This window comes from Halococcus sp. IIIV-5B (assembly GCF_003602035.1).
Classification (GTDB): domain Archaea; phylum Halobacteriota; class Halobacteria; order Halobacteriales; family Halococcaceae; genus Halococcus; species Halococcus salsus.
On record NZ_QZWE01000002.1, the window covers coordinates 120803 to 144871 of the forward strand.

At 52.1% G+C, this 24069-nt stretch carries 23 protein-coding genes and 1 pseudogene; 11 read left to right on the forward strand and 13 right to left on the reverse strand.

Annotated elements, in window-relative coordinates; all coding sequences use genetic code 11:
* Positions 1 to 117: 117 nt before the first annotated feature.
* Entirely contained in the window at positions 118 to 582 is a 465-nt protein-coding gene (locus tag D3261_RS02565; RefSeq protein ID WP_233553840.1) for an RDD family protein, read from the reverse strand.
* Positions 583 to 908: 326 nt separating this feature from the next.
* On the opposite strand from D3261_RS02565, the gene D3261_RS02570 reads away from it, so the two are divergent.
* On the forward strand, positions 909 to 1646 hold the full coding sequence (locus D3261_RS02570; RefSeq protein ID WP_120068510.1) for a DNA-directed RNA polymerase subunit epsilon: 738 nt from the start codon (positions 909 to 911) through the stop codon (positions 1644 to 1646).
* A gap of 1784 nt (positions 1647 to 3430) precedes the next feature.
* Here D3261_RS02570 and D3261_RS02575 read toward each other — a convergent pair.
* From D3261_RS02575 to D3261_RS19545, 4 genes are all read right to left on the reverse strand, one after another.
* The gene (locus tag D3261_RS02575) at positions 3431 to 3613 is read right to left on the reverse strand and encodes a hypothetical protein (protein ID WP_120068512.1); all 183 of its coding nucleotides are present in this window, start codon (positions 3611 to 3613) and stop codon (positions 3431 to 3433) included.
* A gap of 198 nt (positions 3614 to 3811) precedes the next feature.
* Entirely contained in the window at positions 3812 to 4216 is a 405-nt protein-coding gene (locus D3261_RS02580; protein WP_120068515.1) for a hypothetical protein, read from the reverse strand.
* A complete protein-coding gene (locus D3261_RS02585) occupies positions 4213 to 5070 on the reverse strand; it encodes a ParA family protein (RefSeq protein WP_120068780.1) in 858 nt (285 codons plus the stop codon). Before D3261_RS02585 ends, D3261_RS02580 begins: the two co-directional genes overlap by 4 nt.
* A gap of 193 nt (positions 5071 to 5263) precedes the next feature.
* The gene (locus D3261_RS19545) at positions 5264 to 5602 is read right to left on the reverse strand and encodes a hypothetical protein (RefSeq protein ID WP_147464882.1); all 339 of its coding nucleotides are present in this window, start codon (positions 5600 to 5602) and stop codon (positions 5264 to 5266) included.
* Positions 5603 to 6803: 1201 nt separating this feature from the next.
* Between D3261_RS19545 and D3261_RS02595 the strand changes: the two genes are divergently transcribed.
* Together D3261_RS02595 and lrp are read left to right on the forward strand one after the other, a co-directional pair.
* Positions 6804 to 8093, forward strand: coding sequence for an orc1/cdc6 family replication initiation protein (locus D3261_RS02595; protein WP_233553853.1), 1290 nt, complete (start codon positions 6804 to 6806; stop codon positions 8091 to 8093).
* 775 nt (positions 8094 to 8868) lie between these two features.
* Complete coding sequence (lrp, locus tag D3261_RS02600) at positions 8869 to 9324, forward strand: HTH-type transcriptional regulator Lrp (RefSeq protein ID WP_120068521.1); 456 nt, start codon at positions 8869 to 8871, stop codon at positions 9322 to 9324.
* Positions 9325 to 9340: 16 nt separating this feature from the next.
* On the opposite strand, the gene D3261_RS02605 is transcribed toward lrp, so the two are convergent.
* Positions 9341 to 9916, reverse strand: coding sequence for a TATA-box-binding protein (locus tag D3261_RS02605; protein ID WP_120068523.1), 576 nt, complete (start codon positions 9914 to 9916; stop codon positions 9341 to 9343).
* Between the two features lie 230 nt (positions 9917 to 10146).
* Here D3261_RS02605 and D3261_RS20590 point away from each other — a divergent pair, with 230 nt between their 5' ends.
* Entirely contained in the window at positions 10147 to 10875 is a 729-nt protein-coding gene (locus D3261_RS20590; protein ID WP_120068526.1) for a DNA-directed RNA polymerase subunit epsilon, read from the forward strand.
* Positions 10876 to 11088: 213 nt separating this feature from the next.
* Here the strand turns inward: D3261_RS20590 and D3261_RS02615 are convergent, their stop codons facing one another.
* Complete coding sequence (locus D3261_RS02615; protein ID WP_120068528.1) at positions 11089 to 11526, reverse strand: TRAM domain-containing protein; 438 nt, start codon at positions 11524 to 11526, stop codon at positions 11089 to 11091.
* Between the two features lie 112 nt (positions 11527 to 11638).
* Here D3261_RS02615 and D3261_RS02620 point away from each other — a divergent pair, with 112 nt between their 5' ends.
* A complete protein-coding gene (locus D3261_RS02620; protein ID WP_120068531.1) occupies positions 11639 to 11908 on the forward strand; it encodes a hypothetical protein in 270 nt (89 codons plus the stop codon).
* Between the two features lie 371 nt (positions 11909 to 12279).
* Positions 12280 to 13055, forward strand: a pseudogene (gene nucS / locus D3261_RS02625) (endonuclease NucS).
* A 131-nt stretch (positions 13056 to 13186) separates the two neighbouring features.
* Here nucS and D3261_RS02630 read toward each other — a convergent pair.
* The 5 genes from D3261_RS02630 to D3261_RS20260 all read right to left on the reverse strand — a co-directional run bounded on the left by D3261_RS02630 (position 13187) and on the right by D3261_RS20260 (position 17671).
* The gene (locus tag D3261_RS02630) at positions 13187 to 13714 is read right to left on the reverse strand and encodes a hypothetical protein (protein WP_120068533.1); all 528 of its coding nucleotides are present in this window, start codon (positions 13712 to 13714) and stop codon (positions 13187 to 13189) included.
* 774 nt (positions 13715 to 14488) lie between these two features.
* Positions 14489 to 15193 carry a hypothetical protein gene (locus D3261_RS02635; RefSeq protein ID WP_120068536.1) on the reverse strand — a complete coding sequence of 235 codons (705 nt, stop codon included), beginning with the start codon at positions 15191 to 15193 and terminating at the stop codon, positions 14489 to 14491.
* A gap of 450 nt (positions 15194 to 15643) precedes the next feature.
* Entirely contained in the window at positions 15644 to 16558 is a 915-nt protein-coding gene (locus tag D3261_RS19550) for a hypothetical protein (RefSeq protein ID WP_147464883.1), read from the reverse strand.
* Positions 16559 to 16652: 94 nt separating this feature from the next.
* Positions 16653 to 16829, reverse strand: a complete 177-nt coding sequence (locus D3261_RS19900) for a hypothetical protein (RefSeq protein ID WP_158589328.1) — start codon at positions 16827 to 16829, stop codon at positions 16653 to 16655.
* Positions 16830 to 17170: 341 nt separating this feature from the next.
* Positions 17171 to 17671: a hypothetical protein gene (locus tag D3261_RS20260; RefSeq protein WP_199693886.1), complete on the reverse strand. Its 501-nt coding sequence runs from the start codon at positions 17669 to 17671 to the stop codon at positions 17171 to 17173.
* A gap of 400 nt (positions 17672 to 18071) precedes the next feature.
* Between D3261_RS20260 and D3261_RS20265 the strand changes: the two genes are divergently transcribed.
* Complete coding sequence (locus D3261_RS20265; protein WP_199693887.1) at positions 18072 to 18827, forward strand: hypothetical protein; 756 nt, start codon at positions 18072 to 18074, stop codon at positions 18825 to 18827.
* Between the two features lie 82 nt (positions 18828 to 18909).
* Here the strand turns inward: D3261_RS20265 and D3261_RS02650 are convergent, their stop codons facing one another.
* Positions 18910 to 19272: a hypothetical protein gene (locus D3261_RS02650; protein ID WP_147464884.1), complete on the reverse strand. Its 363-nt coding sequence runs from the start codon at positions 19270 to 19272 to the stop codon at positions 18910 to 18912.
* 506 nt (positions 19273 to 19778) lie between these two features.
* Here D3261_RS02650 and D3261_RS21005 point away from each other — a divergent pair.
* From D3261_RS21005 to D3261_RS02670, 4 genes are all read left to right on the forward strand, one after another.
* Complete coding sequence (locus D3261_RS21005) at positions 19779 to 20294, forward strand: DUF4326 domain-containing protein (protein WP_120068541.1); 516 nt, start codon at positions 19779 to 19781, stop codon at positions 20292 to 20294.
* Complete coding sequence (locus tag D3261_RS02660; protein ID WP_120068543.1) at positions 20291 to 21967, forward strand: ATP-binding protein; 1677 nt, start codon at positions 20291 to 20293, stop codon at positions 21965 to 21967. The genes D3261_RS21005 and D3261_RS02660 overlap by 4 nt, the downstream gene beginning before the upstream one ends.
* A 64-nt stretch (positions 21968 to 22031) precedes the next feature.
* A complete protein-coding gene (locus D3261_RS02665) occupies positions 22032 to 22478 on the forward strand; it encodes a hypothetical protein (protein ID WP_120068546.1) in 447 nt (148 codons plus the stop codon).
* Positions 22479 to 22702: 224 nt separating this feature from the next.
* Entirely contained in the window at positions 22703 to 24061 is a 1359-nt protein-coding gene (locus tag D3261_RS02670; RefSeq protein ID WP_233553841.1) for a hypothetical protein, read from the forward strand.
* Positions 24062 to 24069 lie beyond the last annotated feature (8 nt).

Here is a 24069-nt window from a genome sequence, read left to right on the forward strand (position 1 = left end):
CAATAGCAGAGAGGTTGGGTACCTAAACCACAGAGATTACAGCTGGTCCGCCTACCTTGCTCTGAGCGGCGCGAGGGCGCACTGTGAGCGTCATGATATTCCTGTTGGCTCGTCCTGCTACTGGACTTCGTTGGCGGCGTTTCTGGCGTCCTCTGGTTGGCCGTTGTCTTTCGGTGTCTCGCTGACAACGACTGTGTTGGCAAGACGATCACCGATCCGCTGTCGCTTGTCCGTGGCCGACATTGCAATGAATCCGACAAGAAAGTAAAAGAGTGAATCAACTATGTAAAGTAGATTCCGCACCACTGAGGAACTCAGGGAACACGGGCCGCCGTCTTCCTCTACGACTTTGATGCCAAATAGCTTCTTTCCGATGGTGTATCCGTCCCAAAACCCTTCCAGCAAGAACCAGTAGAAGATGAGAGTGGCGGAACCGATCAAGAATATAATCGCGCTGATTACGGCCCCCGCATTGCCACCTATTGCACCGCCAAGTATGGCTATTGCAAAAAACATGACTGCAAATATGACCGCTGTGAGTATTTGGTCAACTATCTGGGCCCCGATTCTAGCACCGACCACGCTAGTGTCGTCCCGTGTTGGGCGGGTTGGATATCCTGCTATGCATAGCCATCTGCAATAATACACTTAGATCCACATGAACAAGTCATGGTAGTACCTCAAATTACCAGTTTTGCCCAACTTAGTCATCTCTTGATCCGGTGCAGCAGAATTCTAAAAGCTGTATCATACGTGATTACATATGAGAGCTGATTGTGAGCGCTGATTCTTTAAGTGCTTCTGGCGACAAGGTATAGATACGAGGGAGGAACGCGCTGGTTTCTCGGTGGAGGATTACTGCACGTAGCCATGCCTTTCAACTACGAGCAGCCAGTACTGGCTGCGTAATGACCGATGAGGATGCTGGTGGATATTTACTCCCAACGGTCGAGGACCGCCGCCCGGAACTGCTCAGCGACCGCGATATCTCGCCGCTAAGCCAGCTCCCTGGGGATAGTACTGTCTCACGAGCGGACCTCCAGCGCGACGAAACCGTCCGGCGATGGGGGCTCGTCACGCCGAGTGCGACGCGTATCGGCCGAGCCGACGCACCCGAGCACGACCTCAGTGAGAACGTTCGGCGGCTCCACGACGAACGCCATCCCGCGATGGAGGGCTACAGCCGGCGTGCTCACCGGCTCGAAAAGCTCCGATTGACTCACGCCCTCTGTAGCAGTCTGGATCTCACCCCGTGGCAACGCGACCGCGCTATCGGCACCATGGTCGACCTTGACCTCACCGCCTTCGGGAGTCAGCGTGCCATCCCAAAGGTTGCGCTCGTCGTGATCCGCCACGTTGTCGACCGTGAACGTGAGCATCATCTCGGTCTCCACGACAACGAGTGGATCGCCGATCAGCCCCCAGAGAAACTCGCAGCCCTCTACGAGCAATTCCGCTCCATCACCGACGAGGAGCGATTCACGAGCCTCTGCGAAAACCACGACCTCGATACCACCAGCCTCAATCGGCTCCGCCGAACCCTCGTCGACCAACTCGACGAACGCGACCTCCACGATGCGGTCTATGGCCGCAATCCCTACCGCGACCCAAGCCTCCCGAGTCCCGAAATTCGCTCCTCGGCTTGATCTGGTACCCTCGCTCGATGTCAGTCACTCTTTGGCACAGGGGTTAGTGTCATTCACTCACCCTGTGAGACGTCGACACCGTTATTACTCACAGTTTCAATGAGCCGCCAGAGGTTCTTCGACAACGTCTCTAACCAAGCGCGCCGCTGAGGACGACTACATCCTCATTGTGGGGAGAAGCTTCCAGAAAGGAAAACTGAGGTCTGATGCCCATGAGCTATTAGTCGTCGTTTCTAATCGAGCGAATTTCTTGCATATTATCTCGCAATCTCTTGTTAAAACTTAGGCGGACAATTCTGTCTACGGTTTAGTAGGGACGTTCAAAAACTACACAGGTAGTAGACCTCCACATAACATTATTCTGAAATCCTGACTGGCCGAACGCTAAACTGAACCACTTGAAAACAGAATCAGCTATGTGCCAAAGCAGACTGTCGACAAACCATTTCTTATCGGAGTTGAGTCCGTTCAGCTACCCCCATCGCCATGCGGCTCTTAGTCCACTGTACTATCGGAGTAATCTCGGATAGTCACCGTATCGCCTGTATGGACTAAAACAGATTCGTCATCCAATAGTTGTTATGAATGATCTGTGGTTGGTGGTATTCATACCTTGCCAAATTCAGTGTATTTCTCACTATTCCCCTAATTATTTCGGCATCTCTGGATTTTTCTCCCATTGATGATCGAGTCGTAGAACCAAGACACTCGATCTATCCACTTAAATGTAGATATAGTGATATCAGCAGCTGGTTTAGCTGCGACAAACCCAACTACTACAGACAGTATTCGGCTTTGGAATAAGAAGGGTGGCGCACTAGTAAGGACTAGCACTGCTCCAATCATTGCGATTGGTGTAAGACAGTACTTCGTCATTCGTTTGATAAATTGTGGAGCCCGCTCTTTCGCATCGCGTAGCCAAGTTCTTATTACGTCTCTTGAGACCCACTCTGTTTCTAGAAGGTTGTTTTTCAACAAGACAAATGAAAATGTATTATCATTTGGGTGCAAACGGGAGGGAGATACGGTTGTCTTTCCTACTGATCGCCCGACCTCAGCAATGCTCTCGGAGTCAGATATGTGGCGACATGTTGTTACCACTATCGACATAGCAACGATCATTCCGGGTATTGTGTACGCCATCTCAACTATCTGATTTACTTTCGTGCTGGTTAAATCTTGATGGCAGCAGTTCCCGGTCTGACTCCACAGTACCCGAATCAGGTTTTCTCTCTGGTGAGTAGATCTACCACGCTGAACGATTATCTGCGATATCATAGTAATGAGTCTCCTTGATCAGGATTTCTCCACTCAGAGTTCCGCCTTCCACCGAAAAACTATACTACTTCAGGAGATGCAAACCATCCGTTGAGGTCTGGGCAAGACGCTACGAGGAAGCGGTCAATTCTTAAAAGGTTCCCCTTAGATTAGTCTCGGGATCCAAGTTGGCACACTCTTATTAGAACGGCTGCTCATCGATCGACCAGCGGTCTGTTTCGCCACACTGGTGATACTAGATTATTCGTCTGCTCCTCGAACGAGCCACAGAGAAGGCCCCCCACGGCGTTTGGTGTACTCCTCGACAATGAGTCCCCCATCAAGAGGGGAATCGTCCCTGAACCTTGGAAGGTAGAATCCAATAACTGGTGCCGAAAGGTCGTCGTCTTTGTCAGTAAGATCAAAAGCGTGAAAGTACCGATAGGAGTTGCCGTGTGGGTTATCGTTCATGAAGCACCTGAGTGCGTTCTCGACGCGCTTACGGTTGCTCTCGGTTGGCCTTGGACTCATAATCTGCTGGCCTCCTCGTGGCGCTCTCGGCCGGCTGCACGGAGCTTGTTGAGATAGGACTGCAGGATACCCTCATTTTCGGGAACGATGTTCTCGCACTGCTTGTAGCGCTTGCATGCCTCTTCTGGTACTTCCTCGTTCCCGCTGAACCCTTCGAAGACCGACTGCTCCGCGCTCATGGACTAGCTTCCCCAACAATAGGTACAAAGTAGCTATGATTGCTGGTGTTCAAGGGTTACGTTGAGCAAGTAGACCACTTCCGAATTTAGCTACTGAGACACCTTTGTAACCCATGGCTTCTAGTCACTCTAGAAGTGGTACTTTTTTTTTACCCCGTTCGGATAGCAGCGTCCATATATGAATACATACAGAGTATCCTATAGCCGCTTTGCGGCGTCTGCAACGGCCTCACGCCACGCCTCGACCAATTCCGGGTCGGCATCTTGAAGCCCTGACCGGATAGCTAACTGCATGATACCGGTGCGGTCAATGTCCTCGGGGTTAGGGTCACGATCAAGCGCATCCTGCAGCGCCGTCCCAATTGATTCCATACGGTCAGGGTTTTCCTCTAAAGCGTCAAGAAGTGCGGCGAGTTCACCATCCCATACCGAGACGGTTCGTTGTGCACCGGTTTTCTGACGCTCCGAAAGCGCGGTGCGAAGCGACTTCTCAAATGGATCCACTTCGCTCTCGCTGCTCTGATTATTTGCGTCCTGACTGAGGCGGCTGCCAGTGTCTGTTTGTTCTCTAAGCGCGTCAAGATCGGGATTGTCGCCACTCATTGACTCACCCCCGTTTCGATCGTCTCGATTCGCGAAAGCAGCTCACGAGCATTCGTTTGGTACGCCTCTCGTGCTTGCTTCGCGGTTTTTGAGGGACTCTCTAGTGCGAAGATAGTCTGCCCTTGCTCCTGAGCGTTCGTTACGTCTTGCGAACCAGGGACTTGTTCAGGGGCTAGCTCGTCAGGATATTCCTGGCTCAATCGCTCGAACAGTTCGCGATCTACGGTTTTTCGGCTGTCGTACTCGTTGATGATGAGCATGGTAAGCGAAACGTCGACACCCTGACCGCTGCGGATTTCACTTAGGTCGGTCTGTAATTGACTGGTCTGTTCGGCTTCGAACGGACCGGCGCGAACGGGAGTTATGATTCGGCGAGCGGCCCATAACCCATTGTAGGCAACGTTCGACGTGCTCCCAGGAAGGTCAAGAAGAATTACATCGTAGCGATCATCCAGATACTCTGAAAGGAAATCGTCGAGTCGAGAGTACCGGTCAGCGACATCGTCAATGCTCCCGAGGAGACTCTCTAATCCATCGAGTCCTTCGTCAGCTGGTATTAGGTCGGGACCCTCGTCAGTACTCATGATTAGCTGGTCCACCGCATTCGGTAGCTGGTCAACGATCGAGGCCCACTGATCTTGGAAGACGGTCGTGATATTCGGCCAGGGGTCCTCGTCGCGAACCTCCGACCATAGCCCGAAGTGCTTGGTGAGGTCGCCCTGCTTTCCGGCGAGATCGATCAGGCAAACATCCAGGTCCTCGTTTGCGAGCGCTACACCCAGGTGTGCAATCGTAGTGGTCTTGCCAACGCCTCCCTTGTCAAGGAAGGCTGCTGCACGGGCTGTCTGATCCATACGGTAATCCATATATGGATTCATTTGGTTATAAAAGTAGGGGGAGATGTGCCATTGCTTCGGCAGCATGAACTCGTACATGTATTCATATATGAATTCATAACGGAGGGTATATTCATAGGATCCTCTGTCAGTAGAGCGCCGAGCTGGCAAGGAAAATTGAAATTAGCTTAGTGGAGGCGGGAGACTACATTCACTCCTCAGTAGCTGGGCCGATATACTCCCACGTCAGCTGCTTGCCGTCGCGATGAACTCGGTACTCGTAGGGCCCATGTGGACATCCACCACAGTCCTTCCCGCACGGAACTTTCTTCACGACTTTCGTGCCCGCTGTCTCAGTGTCGTCCTTCTTGATCTCAACGAGTTCTTCGTCATTACCGACTTCGATAGGACGAGATTCACGGTACTTAGCGAGATCTTCTGCCCATGTAGCCAGATTACGAAGTGTCGTTGTATCTTGGCGTTCGACACCTTCGCGAACGTACTTCGGGATACTCTCTGGAGCAGTGGGTTCACTGGTTGCTTGATTCATGAGTGACTCCCGGACAGGCTCAACTCAGCCTTCCGTCTTACCTAACATCATACCATCCTCGCTATTAGATGTTTGGTAAGATGAGACCCGATGAACTAGGCACTATGGAATCATATATGAAAGCATGTTTGGCTACAGAGCTTTGGAAGTGAGTCTAGAGGCCATATATGAAAGCATCTATGTACGACGTATCCTGCCGTTGGTTCACGAAGTGAGGCGGATATGAAATCGGATGGAAATATCACTTGAGTCCCCCTTTAGCTCGTAGGCAGCGATAAGTTGCCTGAGTAACAGTACTGGAGTTACCAGAGTGGTGTACTCATACTGGTTCGCTGTTCAAAAAAGACTCAACCCCCAAACTCACTCACACCCCGCGTATCCATTTATGGATCCGTAAAAAGAATGAAATAGGAGTTCAAATATGAATTCATATATGCAGCAGCAAGCCGGCAGAAAGCAGCTTTCTCCCACATCTCAAACCATGCTATTGCATGTAGCTATTTGGTTCGGGCCACTATCGAGACGTTTTATGTAGATAAAAAGAGGAGAGAGTAGGCATATGGAACCTCGTAATGGACCTAACAATGGCTCGGCCATAGAGCATGTCGCAAGTAACCGACAACCCATTTTGGTGAGCCACTTTGATTCATGAGGCACCGACAGTCGATAATTAGGAGACCCCCCGTCATCGATGTGTAAATTCATATCTCAGCAATTGTTTATTGGATGTTTAGAATTGAACTGCGAATAGAAGTGGAGAAAGCGGAATATGACTACTAAGACAACGGCCGGGAAAACATCAATGTACGTCCGGGGATGAAATTGGTTGCCCCATAGAGAAAGACTAGATATGTCATCTACGAAGTGAGGGATGGAGGTAATGTTTACACATCGATGACGGGGGGTATGGCAAGGATGCTCTCGAGAAATACTTCGTTAGCGGTATAGAGTTGCTATGGCGAATGGGCTAAAGTCGCGTACTAGGATTCCTATAACGTCAGAATAAACATCGAGTGGGGTGGGTGTTTATGTGGCTCCAGAATGCAACAAGTGTATGGCTGGAAGCGACCAGGGAGGAGCAGATCAGTCTACCCCTGAAGAAGAAAAAATCGAGGTCGCTTTAGAGAATGTCGCCGCTGACTCCTCCTCGGCAAGTGATGGTGTGAATTCAGGAGAGGATTCACAGCGAACGATCAGGGATATGCTCAACGAGGAGGGGGGTACATCAGTTTTCGATAACAGAGATCTTGTTGAGCCGGACACAATTATTGACGAGGAACGCATTGTCGGTCGCGACGACCAACTCGAGTCAGTTGTTTCATTTCTAAAGCCCACCCTGCAGGGTAATCGGCCACCGAATATGCTACTCTACGGACCCGCAGGGACTGGGAAATCACTCATAATTGGAGCAGTTACGCAGCAGATCGTCGAGCTTTGCAAATCAAAAGGTGAGCGCTTCGGCGTCATTACGATCAACTGTCAACCTATCAATACTCTTGATCAAGCGGTGTATGAACTCGTTCAAACAACTGCGAGGAGCATTGACACAGAGGTTGGTGTTCCTGAAACAGGAGTGTCGACCAAGCGTAAGTATCGACGTCTCTACGAGCTCATCAACAGAAACTACGACTCGGTCATTTTCATTCTTGATGAGATAGACCTCTTGGTCGGGCGCCACACGAACGACGAGCCAGCTTACTCGAAGCTACTCTATCAGCTTTCTCGTGCGAGCAACACAAATGAAATAGAAGGGCGTGTTTCAGTTGCAGCGTTAACGAATGATCCGAAATTTATGGAAAACATCGATGGTCGTGCGGAGAGTTCGTTCAACCCTCGAGATGTCTACTTCCCGGATTATGATGCCACCCAGTTGCGAGAGATTCTCAGAAATCGACGGGATGCTTTCCGTCCAAACGCCCTTGAGGAAGACGTGATCCCACTTGTTGCGGCATTTGCAGCTCAGAGCCATGGTGATGCTCGAAAAGCGATCGATCTATTCCGTGGCGCCGGAGATCTCGCTAACGAGCGGGGTGATGAGGAAGTTCTGGAAGAGCACGTCCGGGAATCTCAAGAGGAAATCGACAAAGATCGGTCACTGAAGCTTGTTGAAGGGCTGACGACACAGAAGAAGATATCGCTCTACTCAACTGCGGTAGTCGCCCGATACTCAAAGCGATCCGGAAGTTCAGTTCCAAGTCCGGTCGGGTTCAAAATCTATCAGTGGGTTACCGACGAGCTTGATGCAGACCAAATGACTCGCGAGACATATGTGAAATACGTCAAAGAACTCTCCACATACGGCCTAATATCAACATCGAGGAAGAGTCGGGGACGGGGAGGAGGCATGTACATGGAATTTACCTTCACAGGGGATCCGGCGGCGATTATGGAGCGGATCGTGACGGATACGAGGTTGGGAACCATCAGCGACCGAGAAGAGATTCTTCGGTCAATCGTGAATGCTCAGCTAAGAGAATTTCACGAGAGTTAGTAGAGACTCGTTATTACCTCCCTCTCCCCCCGTCATCGATGTGTAAACTGCTCCTTGAGGTTCCTCATTACGAGCACTAATTGATGAAGACGAGCTGCGACTCCCTCCCCCCGTTATCGATGTGTAAATCTTCGATAGGGGACCGGTACAAAGGACAACAGGCTATGTATGGATTGCCAGCAGAAGGTTCGTAACAGGCAATTATGGGAGAAAGAAGAAGTAGAGCTAACGAATCAAGATGTATCTTAGCTCTATTCGGTGCGTCGGAGTAAACTCCTCCGACCCTCACGATATCTCTATTGCGGTTATCGTTTTAGCGGCTAGTACATAAAGATGCGTCAGACAAGAATCAGTCGTAGAAAGTGGAACGATTTCTTTGGATAGGCCTCGCTCTATCTTGTTTTGGCCTCTTTCGTACTATCTCAAGTGTTTCACTCCACAATACTCTCTCCTCCTGATAGCGTTTACACATCGATGACGGGGGGGGAGGGTTCTGAGAGAACTTGGTTGATAATGACGACATAATGTAGTGTTCCTGCTAAATCACTGTGGCTCCGCAATCGGTGCGTGTAAGTGTATAAGGTAGTGGGAACATCTTCTGTTTAACCAAGATACGCACAATGGCCCCACGCAGCCTCGGCGGACTCGTGGCAGTACCAGCAGTGAGACGTGTTCCCCCAGTGAAACACATAATGTCCGCAACTCAATAGAACTGCCAATGTACTCCTGAGAACAATTCGGAAAGAACTCATATCTTCATAATGTACCTCATAAAATGGCGTACGAAAACTTGGACACGGAGCTCATCAATGTGCTTCTGGACGATGGTCGTGCAAGCCTTCGAAGCCTCGCTGAGGACCTCGATGTATCGGTTACGACGGTTTCGAACCATCTCGCGGATCTTGAGGAAGACGGCGTTATCGAGAGATACTCTCCCGAGGTGAATTACGACATGTTGGGATACGATGTAACTGCAGTCATTCAGCTCAACATTGAGGGAAGCGCGCTCGATGAAGTCACGGAGGAACTTCGTGAGCACAACCAGATCACGTCGATCTACGAAGTTACGGGTGACTACGATGTCATTGCAACCGGCAGGTTCAAAAACACCGACGAAATGAATGACCAAATCAAAGCGCTCCTGAGCAATTCAGGCGTCAAGGAATCCAACACCAACGTCGTGCTGAATACCGTCAGCAAACACAAGCAGTTCGAGCTCAACGTCAACTAACTCGCCGTACGAGCGTTCATCCCACGAGTCCAAGATCGCTAAGACGTTCACTAATCTGGCTGAGTGCCTTTTCAGCCTCATCAAGTGTTCTAGCACCTGTAATCACCAGTTTGCCCGACCCAAATAGTAAGACAACTGGATTGGATTCTGGGAGTCGATAGATGAGCCCGGGAAACTGTTCAGGTTCGTATTCAACATTCTCAAGCCCAAGCCCGATCGTGATCGCCTCGAGATGGAGTGATTCGCCGAGGTCGGCATCCGAAACGATGTTCTGAACGGTCACATCGGGAGAATCAGCCTCAAGGCCGAGTTCTTCAAGCGCTTCGACCGTAGCATGGATGGCCTCATGAACCCCTTCGACGGTTGCTGCTCCAGTACAGGTCATCTTTCCAGACCGAAAGATAAGGGACGTGGCTTGTGTTCCCTCAGGTCGAAAAATGAGTCCCGGAAACTGTCCAGCGTCGAATTCAGCACTCGGAAGATCTGCGGCGACTGAACGAAGGTCGACTTCCTGGCTGATAGCTGAAGAAGCAACAACATTCTGGATTTCGAGTGATGAGTATGGTTTGTTCCGTGGCGTTTCGCTGCTCATATGAGTAGGCCAAGCCCGGATCGTATGCCATTTACGGCGAACCACTTCTCCAAACCGTATGAGTAGACTCTAGCTGCTCTGTTCGGGAAGCAAGAGGAGCTGGTCACTCATCACTCCTTTAAGTGATTCTGGCGATAAGGTAAAGATACGAGAGGAGTTCTGGATTCTACGCGAGATAGATTTCTACACAGACGCATCTTTCAACCGTGAGCAGGTAATGGGGACCAGCTATGACCAACGGTGGAGCGGTTCCACAATTGCCCTCCTCTCCTGTAGAGAAAGACGACGAGCGTGAAGAGTTCGTTCAATTGAGTCGGCGACCTGGCGACAGTACTGTCTCCCGTGCGGACCTCCAGCGCGATGAAACCGTCCGTCGGTGGGGTCTCGTGACGCCAAGTGCGACGCGTATCGGCTGGGCTGATTCGCCCGACCATGACCTCAGTGAGAATATTCGTCGACTCCATGAGGAACGCCACCCAGCGATGGAAGGCTACAGCGAGCGAGCTCACCGCCTCGAGAAACTGCGCCTTACGCATGCGCTCTGCAGCAGTCTTGAACTCACACCCTGGCAGCGCGACCGCGCTATCGGTACTATGGTCGATCTCGATCTTACCGCCTTCGGAAGCCAGCGTGCCATCCCAAAAGTTGCACTCGTCGTAATTCGTCACGTTGTTGACCGAGAGCGCGAACACCATCTCGGTCTCCACGACGATGAGTGGATTGCAGAGCAGCCACCCGAGCGACTCGCCGACCTCTACGAGCAGTTTCATTCCATCACAGACAATGAGCAGTTCACGGCGCTTTGCGACCAACATGACCTCGGTGTGACGAACCTGAATCGATTGCGCCGAACACTCGTTGACCAGCTTGACGAACAAGGCCTGCACGACGCAGTCTATGGCCGGAATCCCTACCGAGACCCGAGTTTACCTGATCTCATAGCCGGTTCCTCAGCATGACCCATCCACCGACGAATCAGTTGTTTTCTTTAAGTGGTTCTGGCGACAAGGTATAGATACGAGAGGAGTTGGATGGCCTTCCATCCATATTCATTGCTTCTAACGAATCAGACGCTTCAGTATGTACTGAGAACGCACTATTGAGTGACATCCCTCGGCCCAGAACGCGGAGATAAGCTCTTTGGACGAAGAACCCTGTTTTTCCAACCAGATTTACTCTTCCTCGCTAGCAGTCGATGACACGGTTCCGATGACTTCTGCAAACGCGACGTTCTCGCGAGCGTTCTGGATTTCGACCTCGACTTCATCACCCGGACGAGCACCGGGGACAATGACGACATAGCCTCGTTCGACTTTCGTGATACCATCGCCTTGGTCGCCGAGTGATTCGATCGCTAGGGTGCGCTTGTCGCCCTGTTCAACTGGCGGTGATTGTGTTGTTGTCTCCGAAGTATCAGGGTGTGATTGCGAACGAGAATCGCTTTCCTCGTCTGTTGTCGCAGTTGAGAGAATCGCGACACGGTAGGTCTCTCCGGAAATGATCGAGCCGTTGTCGATCTCGCGTTTCGGAACCTCGATTCGATATGATCCTCCATCCTGTTCGATAGAGTCACTGAATAGACATTCCAATCGGTCTGAAATTTCAACCATTGTGTAATCTCCTCGTTTTCCAGCGAAGGTCTTGAATCCTTGTGTTCAAATGGTCGATATCAGCTGATATGAAATATCCACGGGTTCATGCTCGTGGAGGCGTAGATTCTGTATGAGCTGGGAGCGCCGACTATCACCGCTCGCTCAGGATGCTCTCGATATCTTGTCCGAAGCAGCCCAAGACAACCAAGAAGGTGAGGACGCTGATAATGAATATGACTTTTCAGAAGCGGACTTCACGACAGAGGAAGCTCAAGCGGCTCTGGTCGCGGACGAAGCGTTCACTGAAGCTGACGCGACCTACGCATTGGACGTACTCTATCGTCGTGGACATATCTATTACGTCAATGAGGAAGTTTACATTACACCAACCGACGATTGAGCAGTCTTCTTTGGAGTCACACACTCGTTCTGCATCCACTTTCATTTCGACTCAGAGGATCATGGGTGGTATCCCCAGACATTCTATGAATCTCAACCAGATTATGCGGACACAGTGGGGGGGGGAGGGACTGGTGAGTTCTTGACGAACCTTCCTTGTATTCGACTGATTATCCGGACGTGGTGGGGGGTGAGGGAGGAATGGGTTCTACCCAATTCATCAAGCTCGCAATTAGTTCCTATATTCTTACCTAACATTGTTACTTAGACCCATACAGATGTTAGGTAAGATCGGATAGCTCATTTGAGATGCAGCACGGACTAACCAGCACTTGGGTTGTCGTACTTGTACACTCCTCTCAAAAGAGAACTATGCCAGTTTCATCACTCTCCGATCCTTCATCCGAGAAGGCTCTTGAATACCTCCAATTCAGCCTTGAGAGCAATGCAATGGTGACGCTTGTAGGGAAATGTGAAGTCGAGTACGATGGTCGGGCAGCGAGTTACCTGCCTCCAGGCGAACGCGTAGTCATGCTCAAACCAGATGGGACACTCCTCGTCCATCGCGATACCAGCCATGAACCCGTGAACTGGCAACCACCAGGATGCACCCACTCTGCAAGGTTCGATGCTGAACGGGAAGCCCTCGTTGTGGAGAGCGTTCGCTCGAATCCACACGAGGAGGTCACAGTTCGGTTTCAGACAGTGCTCCAAGTGTCGATTCTTGAACTGGAAGACACCCCCGCTCTTGCGTTAGAAGGTAGCGAAGAGGACCTTCGCCAGCAGATCCTGGCCGAACCAAGCACGCTGGAAGAGGGATTCGTCCCACAAATGACCGAGCGCGAGACGACCGCTGGAGCGATCGACATCTATGGAAAGGACGTAACGATGTGCCAACAGTAGTGGAACTTAAGCGCCGTCGTGTTGGACCGGATGCCGTTGGCCAACTCGATAGGTATGTTGAGGCGCTGAGTCGCGATCTCCCCGTTGCGAGGTCAATTCGTGGGATCTTGGTCGCACCATCAGTCACCGACCGTGCAGAGCGACTGCTCGCCGAGAAAGAGCTTGAGTTCATCGCGCTCGACCCAGAGCCATCGCGCTCAGTGGGAACCGAACTTTCCGACTTCGGTTCGAGCGATATTGATTAGGTCGAGACTGAGCGCTGCTATCCCGGATTTATAAGGAAAATAAGATGGTAGAAAACATGTCCTCGTTAGCGGATTGTAGCTCAGCAGCTATTAGCGAAGAGAGTCGCACATACTGATACGGGAAAGGATAACTACGTTGTTCGGAATCGGTCAGTGGATTGTTCGTAAATCTCACCTTCGCGACGAAGCGATTCAACAACACTATCGAACTCACTCCTTTCGATACCTTTCTGCTCCGCCCTCTCGGCCACCCGGTCTATCGAAGCGCCTTTGCCCTGCTCTTTCGCGATCCTGCTAATGATACTCTTAACTTGCTCCTCTTTGTTTCTCGAGCTGTCAGAGGCCACGCTCGGTGTTGAGTTCGAAGCAGTAGCCGAGGATTGGCGTTCGCTAAGAAGTTCGATGTTCGTTATCTCTGCCTGCGTCAGTGCATCCGATTTGTAGGTATACTCGTTTTCGATATAGAGGGTTGCGACCAGAATGTCACGACTCCATTGGCGAATTTCCTCGTGTTCGGGGTTCTCGTCGACCCACTCCTCAATTTTTTGGACGCGATCTATGAGTTGAGCCGTTGCATCATCCATGTTGGTAAGATTTGGCTCCTCGTGTTCGTAATCCGAGTGGAGGTCGTCTCCACTGTTTTCATCGAAATCCACCATTAGGAGCCGGTAGTTGCCGTAGCGCAAAAAGAATCGTTGCTATTTGAGGGGGTTTTGAGAGCAGCTATGATACCCCAATTATCCGAATAGGTTGGGTAATGTAGTTATGATCCACTACTGTTGTCAAGTATAACCTACGTTTGCTCTGCCGGTTTCCTCTCTACGATAGAAATATCCTAAATCTAATTCCTGAAACGGTGGTGGGTGCTCTTTGGGTGAGTGCCGTTATCCGGTCGCTTGGCGTCGATCTTGAACCCATTGAGTTTGATAAAGATATCGTGGAAACCGGTTGGTCTAGTTCTCAATAGCTGAGTTCCTCTACATCCGCCTTCGATACGGTTCGGAGAGATCACGAGTTCCTACCGAGCCAGACGAGTAGAGGTCGCCAAATCTTACCAAACAATACAGAGAACTCTTCAAATTGTTTGGTAAGACCGGTTGCCGGCACATTCACCCACTCTCTAGTTTCTACGCAGAGTGGACAAGACCGAATGGCCACAGAAGACAGCTGCAGACAGGATTCAACGATTCTGAAGATGCTCCGATCTGCTCCAACGGACCACCGAACCAAGAGAACCTAATCACACCGTGGTGGGATATCGTTCCGAGAGCGAACGCCGAGAACCTGTGGCTTTCAGTCACACTACTACTGAAAACCAAGGAGTCTCTCTTTGCCTGTTGCTACACAACCACTGCGTCCATCCGCTTCGTGTCGTGGAAGTTAGTTCCTGTAGAGAGGGGTATCCTTCTCAGGGTGGGTTTAAGGGGATTTCATCACGTCCGCCCTCGTGCGAGGATCACACCACAGGGTGTTTGGGGTGGGATTCCCAGTCCGTACTCTTCAGCGGCGTCTTGGTCGAATATCGCGATGCGGCGTCCCTTGTGGATCTTCGTCCGAACTTCGTCCTTCCCGAACGTCTCGAGGAAGTCCATGATCCGGCTCGTGGTTTCCGTGTGTGGTGTCTGAGTCTCCTTGGCGTGGATAACGTTCGAGATCTCCTTACTATCGATAACGTACCCCTCCGGCGATTGCTCACCGTACTCCGTGATATCCTTCGCAACCTCCCGGGCTCGGTGGAGGTTCGCGTTGAGCTCTCGCTCAGCCATGTCTTCGGTGAAGTTCGTGATCTGGTGGAGTGGGGTCTTGTCCTTCGTCAGGGACGGCTCATCGGCTGTCTCTGAGTCATCTGCTGAAAGCGACGAATCTTCGAACCGCTGGAGCTGGGCGAAAACGGATTTGTGCTGCTCGCGGTTTTTGTGCTTGAGGGTGTCAATCCGATCGTGGGCGTATTCGATCGCGTTCGATTTCTGCTCGATCTCTTCGCGAAGCTCTTCGTTTTCGGTTTCGAGTTCCGCGATACGGTCGTCTTGCTCGTTGAGCCGCGCTTCGAACGCTTCGACGCGGCTGAGTAGTTGCTCGTACTGTTCACTATCCGTCGTTCCGGTAGATTGAATACCGGTGGCTCCTTGTGTCGTCATAGAGGTTAGCTTTCCTCGGTTTCGGGGGTGTCTTCAGCACCCCCGGCCCGCGTCGGGTTTTGTTGCGAGCTACTGCCAATTCTGTAGGGGGAGGACTTGAAACTATCGAACTTCCGATAGAGCATTTCGTCTGTCTTTTTTCAGCGCCAGAAGAGCAATCTCTCGTATCGAATACGACAAATCATATGGCAAAGTATCTCGGACCTAGCTATAGTTTGCTGCCTGTTTCTCAAGGTTGCTGTCCCGTTGCACGTTAGCTCTATAGGATTTCTAACTGACGTGAGGGACCGCTAGCTGCTTATTGGCGCTGCCAGTTCTCTAGCTGGTGTATACCACAAAAGAACACACAGTGAGGGACTCTCTACACATTAGAGAACCAATTCACCGTGCAACAAGAGAATGAACCAAGAGCAAGGACCGATGGTCTCCTCGGCGGACCCGGACCTATTATTAATCATCTGTGGTCTCAAACATATTTAAATAGTCATGACATGCATCGCAGTTAGGACAACGCTTCCACCCCTTATACCGTGGCTTGAATTCATGACTACAGCGATCACAAACTATCCCGACTATACCTTCGCCAGAAGCGGTCATTGTGGACTTTTCTCGGTCTGACCATTTCGTGGGAAGCCGCTTAGAAGAGTGTCTCAGTGAATAGTCTGTGTACATTTGGTAGAGTTCCTTAGAGTATAACTCCGCAATCACACCTAGTCCACAGATGAATGCATCTCTGATTGTTACTTCATCCAACTTTTTTCTCAAGGCATACTGTTTCCAGTCGTGAGCGTAACTATTCCGAACAGGTGCCAACTTCTCTAGACGGTATTTCATGCTCTCCGTGATTAAATCCTCTCCACGATATGCGCAGTCTACACATAAATGCCAATTGAGGAAATCACCGTCACTGTCTTTCCACACTCCCATTTTCATCTTGAAGAGTGTTTCAAGAAACGCTGATTGACGAAGAATTCCCATATCATAGTCCGACTGGTCTGACAACAGCTTTTGTTCTAATAGTTCATACCTAAACATGGGGAGATATGGACCGTCTACTATAGAGGTCTCTTTAGTAAGAACTTGGAAAATAGCGTACTCAATCTGATACATAGTCTGAATATGTTTGGTCATATGGAATGAATATGGGTACTTCATCATTTTCACCCGTCTAACCGGAGTTAATTCTTCGCCAGAAAACATAGTTTTGAGTGACCACTCACTAGCTTGAGTTCGCTCTGATTTGCTTGGCCTACGACAACCAATGGAGATCTCGAAATACTCCTCACAAAGTTTCAGAAGTTGATTTTTATCAGCTGAACGGTTTAGAAGCCCATCTCCACTGATATACACGCTGTCATCCAACATACTGGTTGCTGCAACTTCAACCTACTCAAGGATACCACCATTGGATGTGGTCTTACTATTCAATTGGCACGGCGGTACGACGGGAGAAGAATCACTATTCATCAAGCCGTTCGGCGCGCGGGTAGTCCATCTGACTGTTCTCAGGCTTTCCACCAAGATCATCGGCGAGGGCTTCACGAAGTTCGTCACCGTTCCTCACTTCGTGGAGTTCCTCTATTTCTTCGTTCCTGAAACACTGGTAAGCCGTCGGGTCATGACTTCTGTTGGACATCGAAGTCGCTGTAGGCGTCAATTCGTCGAATCAGTAATGTGGACCCAATTGCGCTGCCGTGCTCGCTGTGCGCGGCTTCAGACTACCGGCTCCAGTTCTCCGAGCCGTTGTCACCGCGACAGCGCCGCTGAAGAATCTTCGCCCTCCAGACTGGCCAAAGCCCGATCACGTATACTCTCCCTCTGCGTCCGCCCCACCTCTACGGGCCAGCTCGCGCCCACAGGGCGCTGTGCGGGCTTTCGTAGGTAGAAAGGAATCCAGCTTGTCACAGCACGCTCACTTCTGGGTGCCGTCGACACAGGGGTGTCAAAGCAAAGGCTACTGTTGTAGAAGGCTGGGATTCAACTCAGGTCAAGTCGTATCCCGCTCTTCAGGGTGTATTCATATCGTGCGTTGTGACTCCGAGAAGCCTTGTCTGTGATTTTTTCCCGGTCTGCATAGCCATCTCTGCAAGCAGCACTGAGTACCTTTGATGCACCTGATCGGTCCCACTTGCGATCAGTGAGAGCGGTCAGTACTGGTGCTACTTCCTCACAGTCGTGGTATCCTTCTCGCGCTATAGCCACACACGCTGCCCATGGATCGCTCCCAACTCGAGGCGAGGGTGGCATATCATCTTCATTCACTATTTCTCTGAGTTCTGAGAGTAGCTTTGGATTACCAGTTCGAAGCACGTCGATATCTTTCGGCAGCTCTCTTTGGATTTTGTTTCTAACCCGTGATGCTGCTTGATAGCGGTAGGATTCATCGTCTACTTCGTCTCCGCCGATGATTTCTCGTTCTCGTTTGGTTAAAATCGCCCGTCGAAATTCATCACTGTCTTCTTCAGTCTTCATTGCCATATCTGGCAACTTCCCATATGGGCATAACTCCAGCGGAATCGGCATTTTAATCGTGCAGGCTGCACATGTCCTGTTTCGTCGTGAGTCCAGTATGAATAGGAGGCTCCCATCTACCCCATGGCAGGGGAAAGATTGCGGAGCCTCCGTAGGGCAAAACCCTACAACTGAGAGAATTCGCTCAACGAGTCAAAAGCGTTCGGAAGCAAAGGAGCGTACAGTGACTGAAAAGATAGACAATCGTTTCAAGCGGTACAACGGCGCTGTTGGTCGTCTAGAAGCCTTAGTAGAGCCTATACCCTCACGAGGGAGCATATATCTGCTCGGGACGTGGCCCATTGGATATGGACCGGCAGGCGATCTTGGAAGACAAGAAACCGAAGATACACCGGAGATGTAGCTGATGAGCAGCAAAAGCGATCCCGAGCGTCTTGAGTCTCTGGCTTCGCTAGACCGATTTACGCCACTTCTAAAACGATACAACGTCGCCTTCTACATCATCCCGGTCACCTACGGATATTGGTACTATCTCTATGGAACGTTCACAGCACCGTACATAGGTGAAGTGAGCCTCGTGTGGCCGCTACTGTTCACACTAGCAGTCTCATCTTACTTCTATGTTGAAGCGGAAGCCAGACAGAATGTCCCTGTTGCACGGGAGGACGTTGTCGGGTGGAATCAAGTCGAATTCGTGCTTTTGATTCTCCTTGTGCTAATTGCGCTGCTGAATGTCTATGTATTCGCGCTCGGTATTGACTGGCGAAACGACCCAACTCTTGCTACCCTTGGTTTCCTCAATCTTGTATGGGCAGTAGGGGCTCTCGTTGACCGTATCTACCGAATCAAATTCAACCGTCACTACCGAGAGAAAGCCATCGCCGAGGGACAAATTCCCAGTGACACTGAAGACGACGGACATAAAGGAGACAGCACTAACGGTGGCGATGGTGGCGATGGTGGCGATGGTGGCGATGGTGGCGATGGTGGCGATGGTGGCGATGGTGGTGATGGTGGCGATGGTGGCGATGGTGGCGATGGTGGCGATGGTGGCGATGGTGGTGATGGTGGTGGTTGTAGCACCTCATCCGCTGATAATGAGGATACCCCAGCAGGCGCGAGGGGGAGTACGCAAAACACAACAAGGGAGCCTGAGACATGAGGGCTCTCAGATATATTGATAGACTTGAGTACTGTGGCTAATGCCTGAGAGCTCGGAAGAGCTAGCCACGCCGTAAGGTGGTTTAGGCCAGTGTGAAATACCTTACATTCTCCCAATCGTGAGGAATATCTGAATCCTCTGTTGCAACGTTGCGAGACTCTACGTCCCCTCGCTCTTCCAGCCGCGAGATCTCGGATCGGACCCTGTAAGTAGTCATGAGATCGAACATTACGTCAGCACGGTCGTCCTCTGTCTTCTTGATTGTCCCCGTACGCTCTTCCTCGTGAACCCTTCCCCAGCTCGTATCTGCCACTTTGTCAGTCAATTCTCGTGTGTGAAACGCTTTGTTTGGATTCGACTGAAAAACATCCATCAGTTTCTCGATTATCGTGTCTCCACTAGGTTCAGCGTCTTGCCAGGCCATGGATGACGTGTCGATCGGCATATCTCAGATGAGGCATTGCAGTATTTAATGTCGCCGGCCAAGAACAGTGGCAAGCGGTCAATTCACCGCTGGAGCAGCCGACACACTCTCTGCTGGGCCGAGTCGTGGTAATTGAATCCCTTCTAAGAGATGGTTTCCTCAGTGCTGGCAGGGCAACTACCGACAGTTTTATCTCCAGATGCCTATACGATATGCATAGGGGGAACCAACCCTCATCTACCCCATGGCAAACGACACCGAGCGGTACGAAGAGAAGAATAGCAATGCGCCTCTGGCTTGCTTTAAAGCCGGTCAGAGCGCTCCTGGTCGCGAGAGCGACGATGACGGGGCGGTGCGATGCCCGTGAGCGACCAGGCAGACCTCAGTACGTACGATGTCGAGAGGGCCCCGGAGAGGGCGTGCATCCGCTACCAGGTCTGTGGGAACGTCGTTCCTGGTCGGGGACGAATCTGCGGGCCGTGTCTCGACGAGGTACGCGCTGCTGACCGCAAGAAGCGTGGTCACCGATGAACTCTCGAACACCCGGGAGTTGGCCGCTCTGCAATGACTGCGGCGAGCGCCGCCCCAAGGGCTTTGTCCAGTGTCCGGTCGACAATGAGGACCTCCGTGTGCCCCTTTGTGAGGAATGCTCTAACGAGCGTGGGCCGGGTATTGAGGTCTGTCACGTCCGCTATGACTCGGACTGGGAAGTCAATGGAGGTCGTATCTCAGCGAACGTCCCGGGTAGTGAGAAGCGCCACCTCGATAATACCTCGTTCCCAGCGCCGGGCTGGCTCGGGAATCCACACCAGATGGAAAATGAAAGCGGCGCGGAACGTTGGCGCGTTCTGAGGGCGTATCGCCAAGACCTTCTGAACAAACTTCGCGAGGACAGCCTTTTCGCATTCCACCTTGGCGAACTGCGCGGTTGCCGTGTTGCCTGCTGGTGCCGCTCGTCGCTTGAGACTTGGCCCGGCGATAGGGACCCGTGCCACCTCGACATCGTCCACGCGGCGCTAATGGGGGTGTATGCAGACCGATGAGTACCCATAGCCCTGGCAGCCGCACGGAGGTCGGTGATGGAGGAGACAGTGAGATCACAATCTCGACCGACGGGCAGACGGCGCTGCCGCTTGCCGAGGTCGTCACAGGTCGTGGTGCAATCCTCGGGAAATCAGGGAGTGGAAAGAGCAATTCCGCGATGGTCGTGATCGAGGGCCTCCTGAACCGAGGGATCCCAATGCTCATCGTCGACGTCGAGGGCGAGTATGTGAGCCTGAAAGAGGAGTACGAAGTACTCCATGCAGGAGCTCACGACGAATGCGATGTCACCGTTAGCGTCCATTCGGCCTCGACCATCGTGAGTACAGTCTTGGACCGGAGCGTACCGGTGGTCCTCGATGTCTCGGAGTTCTTCAACGACGAAGACCTCACCGAGCTGATCGCCGAGGTTTCGCGTCGGCTGTTCAACCGCCAGAAAAGCGAGCAGAAACCGACGCTCCTGGTCCTCGAAGAGTGCCATGAATTCATCCCGCAACGCGGGAAGGACGACGCCTCGGAAACCCTGATCAAAATCACGAAGCGGGGGAGAAAGCGGGGACTCGGTATCCTGGGGCTGTCGCAGCGCCCCGCCGACGTCGACAAGGCGTTTATCACCCAGGCTGATTGGCTGGTCTTTCATCGTCTGACCTGGCCCAACGACACGGCTGTGGTGAAGGACGTCATCGATGCCGATCACGCCGAGGCGGTCCAGAGCCTCGATACCGGTGAGGGGTTCATGCTCACTGACTGGAACAACAGCCTCCAGCGCATCCAGTGGCGACACAAGAGAACGTCCGACTACGGTGCTGCGCCGGCGATCGAGCGAGCACTCGGGACGACGCCGGACCACATCAGCGCTGATGTCTATGCCGAGTTCGAACCCGTCGGTGAGAACGATCTCCCCGAGAGCGTCGCCGAGTATCTTGACCACCTACTCGACGAGATCGCGAGCCTCGACAAGTACGAGCAGTATATCCTTGACTTCGTTCGCGAACACGGGCCGAACGACCCCAAAGAGGGGTACGTCCTCGCGGGCGGGAAGCCCGGTAGCAATGCGGCCTACCACAAGATGCGGAACCTTCGCGACAGACGTCTCATGAGGAGAGCCGGTAGGGGGATCTACGAGTACTATCTCCCGCAGCGAGTCGAGGACCAGCTCCGATTCAACCCTGAAGCCGAGGAGAAGCACATCGCGGCGGTGGTCGACCGCGTCGAGGAAGAGTTCACTGGGCTCTCTGATGAACCCGAAGAAAGCGAGCCAGAGCTTGTCGCAAACGGGGAAACACTCGGCACCTACGCCGTCCACAGTAGGCAATCAGGGGCGGCCTACGCTCAACCAGGAAAGCCAGTTTGTGAGTACCTCGGGATCGAGCAAGACGACACTGTATCGATTCAGGAAAGGGCGAACGATTTGGTCATAAGCAAGGCTGAAGACGGTGCTGATGCCGCGATAGAGTACTCGGTGTATGAGCGCGATGGACGGGAATACAGACAATTCACGCTTAGCATGGAAGGCGATCGAGGTACTCGGAGCAGAGCCCGGCGATACCCTAAAAATGGATGCCGATGCCGTCCGCGTGACGATCGCGGCGGTAGAGGGAAGCAACTAGTCGGTAGCAGGCGGTTCGCCCACGCAGGTGCTTCGGCGGGGTTCGATCCCCCGCGTGGGCTTTAGGGAACCAGGCCCTCGTAATCTGGAGTGAAAGAAGATCTACCCCATGGCAACCACATCACCGCTTATGACGGACAACGAAGACGTCGAAATCACAGAGGTACAGACCGTTGCATTGCGACGCCAGCGCGCCGATAGAGGGACTGTCATCGTCTCGATTCCGGAAGCCATTCAGGCCGCTGGCCTCGAGGACGGTGGGTCGTTCCGCTTCGACCCTGGCTCTGTCGAGGAGATCGGCATGCTCGCGGCTGTCGGGGGTGAGGAATCGGTCGACGGTCGCAGTGAGCCCCTGGCACGAAACATTCGGAAGGAAGGACGAGACGGAGAAACACTCCGGCTCGTGATACCCCAGAAGGCGCTTTCGGAGCTCGTCGACCCCGAGAGCATTGACTGGGAAGACCCGCCTGAGGTGAACGTTTGGGCGGGCGAGCGGCTGCTGGCGTTCGAGATAGCTGATACAGCCGAGCGAACCATCAATTTCGATCGCGGAGAAGCTACAAGCAGGGATGAATGATCTGTGAATTTCAGAAAGTTTTGAGAACTGATGTCGTCGCCGAACTCTGTGCCCGCAGTCGTTCACACCCTCAGCATTTTTCATATTCGTGAAATGGTGGACATGGACAGCCTGCACAGTTGAAAAGTATAAATGGGCTGGCCCGGTCAAGTTCGACCATCCACCAGCTTGCCGGCACCAGGACCGCGGCTACGGTATCGCTGGCGTGACCAACCTCAAAAATGATGATTACTGCCGTTCTGCTCCAGTTGCTGCCTCCAGTTCCCAACGCCGTGAAATGGGTTGGCGCGCTGCTGGCACCGCTTGCAGCCGTTATTGCGGCCTACAAATTCCTCATCCAGCGGCCTCAGCTTCGGTTGATCACTGGCGACAAAACAGATAGAATGATTGACAACCAAGTGCGATCTGTCATGCGGTTCAATATACTGAATTCGGGCCTGGGGCTCGCTGAGAACGCATACGTTCAATTCGCTCTTGATGATTGGAACTTCAGGGGGACCGGAGAAAAAGAGCCGGCAGACGATGAAGGAACGAACACTGGCATCCAGCTGTCCGAATCTATACTCGAGACTAGGCACAACGACACATACTACATCGGAACCAGAGGCGAAGTCGATCAGATATTCATTGACGATGTTCTCCATATGGAATCCGAGTTCCAACTTTTCTGGGGGACAGTGACATTAGAGCGATTCCAGACCTACACCTTCGAATACTCTGTAGCGTGCCGAACGCATGGAATGAAATCGGGCCGAATCACGTTCCATTCCGGTTACGATGATATCACCGTGACTCACACCCCGCCTAAATTTTGGTGGGGCCCCATCGCCAAGGCTATCAAACGTCTGAGAGGGGCAAAACTTCCGCTGAATGTCAAATCCGAGCAAGACGTTTGGATTGAGTCTGAGGATATAGAGGAAGAATCGGCGCCAAATTCTTCCAATATCATTCTCAGACCGGTGGCGACCGTGCGAGCTTCAAGTACGGACTCGAAATTGATGACTGTCATAGCCAAGGCAACGCTGTATATGGGAGAGAAAATCAATGAGAATATCGTCGGCACGATCACCCACACCGCTCAATCCCTGCAGTGGGACGAAACGTGGGAGACGCGGTACCCGGCGCAAAATCGCCGGAGAGCCACCACTCACTGGGAATCAGATATTGAGCGCTTTTCGCTTGACCCTCCAATTGAATGGTCATCAGACTTGGAACCATATCCATCGGAGCCAAAAGAACAGCTACACGTAGAATGGTCGGTGGACCACTTGGTGTCGCAAGATAAGGATCCGCGCGGGCTGGAAATTTCCGAGAGTGAACTGATCAACGTTGATACAGACGAGGAGGGGCAGAGTCCCATTCGAATAGAGGGAGTCGTTGAAAACGAGAATGTTCGCGACGAATCCATTTTCGTGATTGCCAAGTTTTGTACAGGAGAAGATTTGGTGCTAACTACTAACCATAACCGGGTTCAGATCGATGGTGGCAATACGGCGGATTTCCGGATTAGGGCGGGCCTATCACCAGAGCAAGAGTCACGCATACGCGACTGCGATCTTGTCACACGTAGGGATCTGGGATGAACCATCTC